Consider the following 8,573-nt stretch of genomic DNA (forward strand, 5'->3'; position numbering starts at 1 on the left):
CGTACAGCACGTCAACAATCAGATTGATCAAAATGAATTCAAAGGAGAACAGCAGGACCAGTCCCTGAATAATCGGATAGTCCCGTGCCGCAACGGCATCCACCAGCAGCGTGCCCATACCGGGCCAACCAAAGACGGTTTCCACCACAATCGAGCCGCCCAGCAGAAAGCCAAACTGCAGTCCCATCATCGTAATCACGGGAATCAAGGCGTTGCGCAAGGTATGTTTGACGATGACTACTTTTTCAGACAAACCTTTGGCGCGAGCGGTGCGCACGAAATCTTCCTGAATCACCTCCACGAACGAAGCACGCGTAAAACGCGCCATGATGGCCGCGACCGCAGCGCCCAAAGTGATGGACGGCAAAATATAGTGCTGCCAGCTGGTCGCGCCCACAGAAGGCAGCCAGCCCAGGTTGACGGCGAAAATCTGGATCAGGATCATGCCCAGCGCAAAGGGCGGAAAGGAAATACCGGAGACGGCCAGCGTCATGAACAGGCGATCCGGCCAGCGGTTGCGCCATACAGCCGACACCACGCCGATCACCAGGCCGAAAATAACCGACCAGATCATACTGGTAATGGTCAGCAGCAAAGTCGGCGTAAAGCGGACCGCAATTTCAGTCAGCACCGGCCGCTTGGTGCGCAGCGAGGTACCCAGATCGCCCTGACTCAGATTGATCAGGTAATGGCCGAACTGCTGCGGCAGCGGCAAATCCAGGCCCAGTTGCTTGCGTATGTTCTGAACCGTTTCGGCATCTGCCTCGGGCCCTGCGGCAAGCCTGGCCGGATCCCCGGGCAGCATATGTACAAACAGGAAAACCACCACGCAGACCAGAATCAGCGTCGGTATCATCCCGAAAATCCGTTTAACCAGATAGGAAAGCATTTTTGAATCCATTGGGCCGCGACACCCTGGGGTGTCGCGGCTATGTCAATTGCAATTGAATAGCGAAGCAGGACCGAATCAGTCCTTCAGGCTGACATCCCTGAAGTAGTAGGAAGCATCAGGCATCACATGAAAACCCTCAAGCTTTTTGCTGCGGGCCGCTACGGTATCGGCTGTATTCAGGAATACCCAGGGCGCATCCTTATAGATCTGTTCCTGTGCATCTTTGTAGAACTTGGTTTTCGCGGCTTTATCGGTGGTTTTCAAGGCGTCGGCCAGATCCTTGTCGACCTGGGCATTTTTATAATATGCGGCATTATTGAAGGTGGGTGGCCAGGCGTCGCCAGCCAGCAGCGGGCTCAACGCCCAGTTGGCTTCACCAGTAGAAGCCGACCAGCCTGCATAATACATGCGCACCTTGGCGTCTTTCGGATTTTGCACCGTGTCAATCCGCTGAACGCGCTGTCCCGCTTCCAGTGCTTCTACGGATACCTTGACACCCACTTGGCGTAATTGCTGCTGAATAAACTGGATTGCCTTCACCGAAGTACCATCGTTATAGGCGCTCCACAGTGTGGTTTCGAATCCTTGCGGGTAGCCAGCTTCGGCCAGCAGTTCGCGGGCTTTTTTCGGATCATAAGGCCAGGGTTTCATTTTTTGTGAAAACTCGACCTTGCCTGGGACCACACCCTCGGCAACGCGCGCGTAACCGTTAAACACAACCTTGTTCAGGGCTTCTTTATTGATCGCATAATTCATGGCTTGGCGCACTTTCGGATTATCGAAAGGCTTGACCAGATTATTCATGGCGATATAGCGCGCAATAATGGACGGCTCGGCAAGCAAGTCAAGCTTGTCATTTTTCTTCAGGATAGCCGCCTGCTCATAGGGAATCGGGTAGGTAAACTGGGCCTCGCCGGTCTGCATGACCGCTGCACGCGTATTGTTATCGGTCACCACACGGAAATTGATGGAATCGACTTTGGCCAGGTGTTCCTTGTCCCAATAACCGTCGAATTTTTTCATTTTCACATTCTGGCCGGGGTTCCATTCAACAAACATGTACTGTCCGGTGCCGGTAGGATGCAGATTGATCTGCTTGCCATATTTTTTCAGGGCGGTCGGAGAGATCATCATGGCCGACGGATGCGTCAGATTGTTGATGAATGCAGAGAACGGCTCTTTGAGCGTGATTTTCACCGTAGCAGGGTCAATCACCTCGATATTTGCAATGCCCTTGAACTGGTTGTAGCGACCCAGTGCGTTGTCGCGGTTCAGCACGCGCTCGAAATTGACCTTGACCGCTTCTGCATTGAAGTCGGTGCCGTCATGGAACTTTACGTCCTGGCGCAATTTGAATGTATACGTGAGTCCGTCTTCGCTCACCTCAAAACCCGTAGCCAGCAGCGGATGAATCTTGAAATCCAGATCGAACATGAACAGCCCTTCGTACCAGCCCTTGCCAACGGCCTGGGATTGTGTCGAATTGGTGTTATAGGGATCGAGTGAATCAAAACCATAGGGAACTGCGACCGTGACATCTTTGGCCGCCAGTGCGGAGTGGGAAAAGGCCAGGCACGCCATCATGGCCGGGGCCAGCAATGCTCTGCGAAGATAAATAGGTTTCATGAAAATCTCCCTGCGAAGGATAAATGGTTAAACGTCGTTTGAAAAACGAAATAAAAATCAGTAAATACCTACCGAGTGGCGGGCAACAAAATGATCCGCCCCCACCTGCTCGAGCGGCAAGACCACCGGCCCATCGCCAACAGCACGCACCGGACTGGGAATTTCACCTGCCATCAGTGCGGCAAGTTTGTGGCGCCGCGCCGGATCAGCAATGGGAACGGCGGCCATGAGTTTTTGCGTATAGGGATGTTGGGGGTTTTCAAATATTTCACGACGCGACCCCAGTTCAACCACCTGCCCAAGGTACATCACCGCCACGCGATGGCTGATGCGCTCCACCACCGCCATGTCATGTGAAATAAACAAATATGAAATACCAAATTCCTTTTGCAGATCCATCAGCAGATTGACGATCTGCGCCTGGATCGATACATCCAGTGCCGATACCGATTCGTCTGCAATCACCACTTTGGGATTGAGCGCCAGTGCACGTGCAATACAGATACGCTGGCGCTGCCCCCCGGAAAATTCGTGCGGGTAGCGCTGCGCCATGGCCGCCGGCAGGCCAACTTTTTCAAGCAGCCATTCGACACGCTCCAATGCCTCGCGCCCGCTGGCCACCCGATGGATCAGCAGGGGCTCCATAATGGAATATCCCACGGTTTGGCGCGGGTCCAGCGATGCGTATGGATCCTGGAAGATAAACTGGATATCGCGCCGAACTGCCTGCATATCCTGGGTATTGAGCTTGCTGATATCGCGCCCCTGAAACAGGATTTGTCCCGAGTGCGCTTCGATCAGACGCAACAGGGAGCGACCTGTCGTGGACTTGCCGCAACCGGACTCGCCCACAAGGGCCAGCGTTTCTGCCGGATACAGATCGAAGCTGACTTTTTCGACCGCATGCACACGCCTGACAACGCGATTGAAAATGCCGCTGGTCACATCGAACCGCGTCACCAGATCCTTGACCTGCAGGATCGGCCCGGCCTGGCGATCCGGCGCCAGCACCACCGGCTCATGCGGGGTGATGGCTTCATCGGCGCCCGCCTGTTGCAGCGACAGCAGGTCAAAATGAGCAGGCAATGACGTGCCATTCATGGATCCCAGTCGCGGCACGGCTGACAGCAACGCCTTGGTATAGGCATGTTGCGGATCGTGGAAAATGGCCTGAGCGCTGTTTTGTTCGACCTTGTTTCCCTTGAACATGACAAGAACACGATCGGCCACTTCGGCCACCACGCCCATATCGTGCGTAATGAAGATCACGCCCATGTTCATTTCTTTCTGCAGTTCCCGGATCAGTTGCAAAATCTGCGCCTGAATGGTCACATCCAGCGCCGTCGTGGGTTCATCGGCAATCAGCAAGGCAGGTTTACAGGCCAGCGCCATGGCGATCATGACGCGCTGGCGCATACCGCCGGATAACTGATGCGGAAACCGCGCCAGTACGGCACGCGCTTCAGGGATACGCACTTGATCGAGCATGCGCAAGGCTTCTGCCAAGGCTTGCTGCTGGCTAAGCCCTTGATGCAGGCGAATGGATTCTGCAATCTGGTCACCCACCGAAAACACCGGGTTCAGCGACGTCATGGGCTCCTGAAAAATCATGGCCATATCTGCCCCACGAATGGCGCGCAGTTGCGCGCCTGGCAGCCGGGCCAGATCCACCTCCTGTCCCTGGCGGCGGCGAAACAGCATTTGCCCGCTGACGATGCGACCGCCACCATGTTCGACCAGGCGCATGAGCGAGAGCGAGGTCACCGATTTGCCCGAGCCCGATTCGCCCACGATGGCCAGTGTTTCACCCTGGCCCACCGTAAAGGACAAATCCTCAACCGCCTGCACGGTTCTTTCGGATCCGACAAAATTGACACTCAGATTGCGCACATCCAGGACGCAGTCCGGCGCCAGTTTTCCGGTGCCGTTCGTTGGCGCCTTGTCGGCGTTTGCATTAATCACATTTGTATTCACTTACTGTTTTCTCCATACCGCTCACAGTGCCACTCAGGCATCGGGCTAACGATAAATACCGACGACAGGATCCTGGCCGACCCGCAGGTAACCCCGATACATGCCTTCGGAATTGAACGGCAGCGCGACGTTGCCCTGCGCATCGATGGCAATCAGGCCACCCACGCCACCAATAGCCGGCAGCTTGTCGAACACCACGTTCTCGGCGGCCTGCGCCAGCGTGCGGCCCGCATATTGCATTTGTGCTGCCACGTCATACGCGGCGACACTGCGAATAAACATTTCACCGGTTCCGGTGCTGGAAACCGCGCAACTGTGATTACTGGCATAGCACCCGGCGCCGATAATGGGCGAGTCGCCAACCCTGCCTGGCTGCTTGTTAGTCATGCCGCCGGTTGAAGTGGCTGCAGCCAGATTGCCGGCCTGATCCAGCGCCACCGCGCCGACGGTACCCAGCTTCTTGTCTTCATCCAGCGGCGCCACCGCATTACCAGGTTGCACCTGCGCCACGGCATCGTGATCCAATACAAAGCTGGCGGCGCCGGTTGCGCGGACCCGGTCAAGCTGCTCGCGGCGCAAGGCGGTGCTGAAGTAATCGGGTTCGACCATGTCGAGCCCGGCGGCGGCCGCCAGCGCTTCGGCAGGTTTGCCGCAAAAGAATACGTGATCGCTGGTTTCCATGACAGCTCTTGCCGCCAGTACCGGATTGCGCACGGTCGAGATCGAGGCGACCGAACCGCAGCCCAGCGTCGCGCCGTCCATGATGGCGGCATCCATTTCGTGGGTCGCGGCACTGGTAAATACGGAGCCATGGCCGGCATTGAATAACGGACAATCCTCAAGCAGGCGCACAGCCAGCGTCACGGCATCCAGTGCCGAGCCGCCCTTGTCCAGCAAGGCGCCGCTTTGCGCCAGAATGTCGTTCAATGCCGTCTCGTAGGCCGCTTGCTGCTGCGGTGTAATGGTGTCGCGAGACAGGGCGCCGGCCCCGCCATGAATGGCGATAATGGCAGTTGTCATGCCGAGGTTTCTCCGTGAATGAGCCAGGGGGTGATGGTTTCTGCCACTTCTGTGGCAATTTCAACTGAAAAGGGTGAGCGATAATCCAGGGCCGCCATCAGCGCGTCGATCAGGGCCAGTGCCACCGGATCGCTATTGGTGCCATATACACTGTCGCTGGATGTGTACAGAATGCAATCACAGGCTGGGACGATCGGCGAAGTGGCCTTGTCGGTCAGCCCGAGCACCCTGGCGCCGCGGCCGTGCGCTTTCTGCACGATCTTGACCGTGTCGGCCAAATACCGGGGGAAAGTGAGGGCGATCACAAGGTCATTTTCATCGACCAGCGCCAGCCTGCGGGCCGCATACGTCACCCCGCCAGGGCCGGCAAGGCTGACCACCATGTCGTTGTGCGAAAACAGGCGCCGCTCCAGCAGCCCCGACAGATAGCCGCTGGAGCCCAGGCCCAATATGAAAATACGGCGGGCGGCCAGGATCATGTCGACCGCCTTGTCACAGGTCTCGGCGCTTAAGTTCAGGCGAGTCTTTTCCAGATTGCGCTGCCCCTCCACCAGGACATTGGACATGACTTCCTGATTGGTGGCCGGATACGACTGTTCTTTTTTCAGGCGATTGACCGACTCCAGTACGCCTTCGAAGCCCTTGATAATGTTTTGCCGAAACTGGGCATACCCCGGATAGCCCAGCGCCCGCGCAAAACGGTTGGCGCTGGCGCTGGAAACGCCCGCAGCCTGTGCAAATTCGTCGATCGACATAATGGCGACCTTGAACGGATGTTCGAGCACATAGGCGCCAAGCAAACGCTGGGGTTTGGTCAGCTCTGGCAGCCGTTTGGCCAGTGCCCGTGTAAAGTCGGTTTCAATCATGATTGGCAGAAAGTACGGAGTCCGAATGGGAAAGAACAGCACCTATGACGATGTAAGTAAACTTACTATTTTCATCTTTTATGAAAATATAATTACATTTTATGCTGCTTTATACCATTTTTTTAGGCAGTTTTGCTGCAGCAAGCAATATGAGCTGCAGTGTGCCCCGGCTGGCCGGGTTCATAAACCCGTTTTCTGCGGGCAAAGACACACGATCATGTCATCACCAGGGTCATATACCGATCACCGTTGACGGGTATGGTAAAAACAAGACATGGCGCTGACGGAGCTTTCCCGGCGCCCATGCCACTCCCCGACAATTTCTAAAGTGTGAAGACGCCATGACCGATTCAATCCTGTTCAGTCCCTTCAACCTGGACAGCCTGCAGCTTAAAAACCGTATTATTGTTCCCCCCATGTGCCAGTATTCAGCCATAGACGGCTGCATGCAACCCTGGCATCTGATGCATCTGGGTTCGCTGGCTGTGTCCGGCGCAGCGCTGGTGTTTATTGAGGCCACGAGCGTCGAACAGGCGGGCCGCATCTCGCCGACAGATGTCGGGCTGTGGGATGATGTCACCCAGGAGGCAATCGCGCGCACCCTGCGCGATATCCGCAGCTTTTCCGATACGCCCTTTGCGATTCAGCTGGCGCACGCCGGGCGCAAGGCCTCATGCCGTCAGCCCTGGTTTGGCGGTGGTCAATTGTCGCTGGAAGAAGGCGGCTGGCAAACCTATGGCCCGTCACCCGTGCCTTTTGATCCAAAGGATCGCCCGCCCCAGGAACTGGACCAGGCCGGGCTGACGCGTATTATCAATGCCTTCGTGCAGGCGGCCCGTCGCAGCGTAGACCTGGGCATTGACGCCATCGAGCTGCATGGCGCGCATGGCTATCTGCTGCATGAGTTTTTGTCGCCCCTGTCAAACCAGCGCCAGGACAATTATGGCGGCTCCCTGGAAAACCGCATGCGCTTTGCGCTGGAGGTGTTCCAGGCCGTCTATGAAGAAGTGGCAGGCAAGGTGCCGGTGGGTGTGCGGATTTCGGCCAGTGACTGGGTCGATGGCGGATGGGACGTGCAGCAGAGTATCCGTCTGAGCCAGGCGCTCAAAGAGCGTGGCGCGGCATTCATTCATGTCTCTTCAGGCGGCCTGTCACAGGCGCAGCAGATCAAGAACGAGCCGGGCTATCAGTTGCCATTTGCGCAGGCAATCAAAAATGCCGTCGATGTGCCGGTCATTGGCGTTGGCCTGATTACCGATCCGCAAATGGCCGAGTCGGTGGTGGCCTCGGGCCAGGCAGATCTGGTCGGCGTTGCCCGCGGCATGCTTTATGACGCGCGCTGGCCCTGGCATGCAGCGGCCGAACTGGGAGCACGTATCGATGCTTCGCCCCAATTCTGGCGCAGCCAGCCCTCAAGATTAAAAACACTCTTCACAAATAACATAAGTTAATGCTATTAACTTGTTGTTTTTATGATTAATTTTTTTGATATTCTTTAAAAATACCGGCAAAAGGCTTTTCCTGACGCGGTGAAATTGCGATACTGGAATCCAGAGGTTTTTTCGCGTCGGGTAAGGTATGCAACGTTTCCATATTTCTATTACAACGGTTATAGCAGCCTGCCTGCTGGCAGGCTGCGCAAGCCGCGGCCCGGTGGCCGAGGTGCCCGCTTCCTTTTCAACGCCTGCGCTTGACGCTTCCTATCGCGATCCGGTGCTCGAACAGGCGCTGACCCTGACCGGCACACCCTACCGCTATGGCGGCATGACCCCGGACGGGATGGATTGCAGCGGGTTTGTGCGCTACGTGTTCCAGGAGTCCGCGGACTTTCGCTTTCCACATAACACGGCGATGATCGCCAAATTGACCAAGCCCATTTCCCGAACAGAGCTCAAAAAAGGCGACTTCGTCTTCTTCAATACCTACAAGCCCTATTCGCATATGGGCATTTATATCGGCAACAACGAATTTGTCCACGCGCCATCCAGCCGCAACAATGGCAAGGTCCGGGTCGATTCACTGGACAGCCGCTATTTCGCCGAACGTTTCCTGGACGCACGAACGGCATTTCAATGATCTGCAGGGCAATGACGCAGGCGTCGGCCTGCGTCCCCCCATCAAACGGGACTGTTTGACAGCGCATACACACAATAACAAAGACGCAGACCGCCACCGTGGGCGATCTGCATCTGTTG

Annotated in this window: 7 protein-coding genes; 2 read left to right on the forward strand and 5 right to left on the reverse strand. The window is 56.3% G+C overall.

Going from position 1 to position 8,573, the window contains the following annotated elements; all coding sequences use genetic code 11:
- From gsiC to ACTIKR_RS11215, 5 genes are all read right to left on the reverse strand, one after another.
- A partial coding sequence (gene gsiC / locus ACTIKR_RS11195; RefSeq protein WP_442327875.1) for a glutathione ABC transporter permease GsiC occupies nt 1-889 on the reverse strand: 889 nt, incomplete at its 3' end.
- A 78-nt stretch (nt 890-967) separates the two neighbouring features.
- A complete protein-coding gene (gsiB, locus tag ACTIKR_RS11200) occupies nt 968-2,518 on the reverse strand; it encodes a glutathione ABC transporter substrate-binding protein GsiB (protein ID WP_193088440.1) in 1,551 nt (516 codons plus the stop codon).
- A 57-nt stretch (nt 2,519-2,575) separates the two neighbouring features.
- Complete coding sequence (locus tag ACTIKR_RS11205; RefSeq protein ID WP_442327882.1) at nt 2,576-4,432, reverse strand: dipeptide ABC transporter ATP-binding protein; 1,857 nt, start codon at nt 4,430-4,432, stop codon at nt 2,576-2,578.
- 105 nt (nt 4,433-4,537) lie between these two features.
- Entirely contained in the window at nt 4,538-5,512 is a 975-nt protein-coding gene (locus ACTIKR_RS11210; RefSeq protein ID WP_442327876.1) for an isoaspartyl peptidase/L-asparaginase family protein, read from the reverse strand.
- A complete protein-coding gene (locus ACTIKR_RS11215; protein ID WP_193088442.1) occupies nt 5,509-6,378 on the reverse strand; it encodes a MurR/RpiR family transcriptional regulator in 870 nt (289 codons plus the stop codon). The genes ACTIKR_RS11210 and ACTIKR_RS11215 overlap by 4 nt, the downstream gene beginning before the upstream one ends.
- Nucleotides 6,379-6,719: 341 nt before the next feature.
- Between ACTIKR_RS11215 and ACTIKR_RS11220 the strand changes: the two genes are divergently transcribed.
- Both ACTIKR_RS11220 and ACTIKR_RS11225 read left to right on the forward strand, forming a co-directional pair.
- The gene (locus ACTIKR_RS11220) at nt 6,720-7,829 is read left to right on the forward strand and encodes an NADH:flavin oxidoreductase/NADH oxidase (protein WP_442327877.1); all 1,110 of its coding nucleotides are present in this window, start codon (nt 6,720-6,722) and stop codon (nt 7,827-7,829) included.
- Between the two features lie 127 nt (nt 7,830-7,956).
- Entirely contained in the window at nt 7,957-8,454 is a 498-nt protein-coding gene (locus tag ACTIKR_RS11225) for a C40 family peptidase (RefSeq protein WP_442327878.1), read from the forward strand.
- Nucleotides 8,455-8,573 lie beyond the last annotated feature (119 nt).

Source organism: Advenella sp. (genome assembly GCF_052108595.1).
Taxonomy (GTDB): Bacteria; Pseudomonadota; Gammaproteobacteria; order Burkholderiales; family Burkholderiaceae_B; genus Advenella.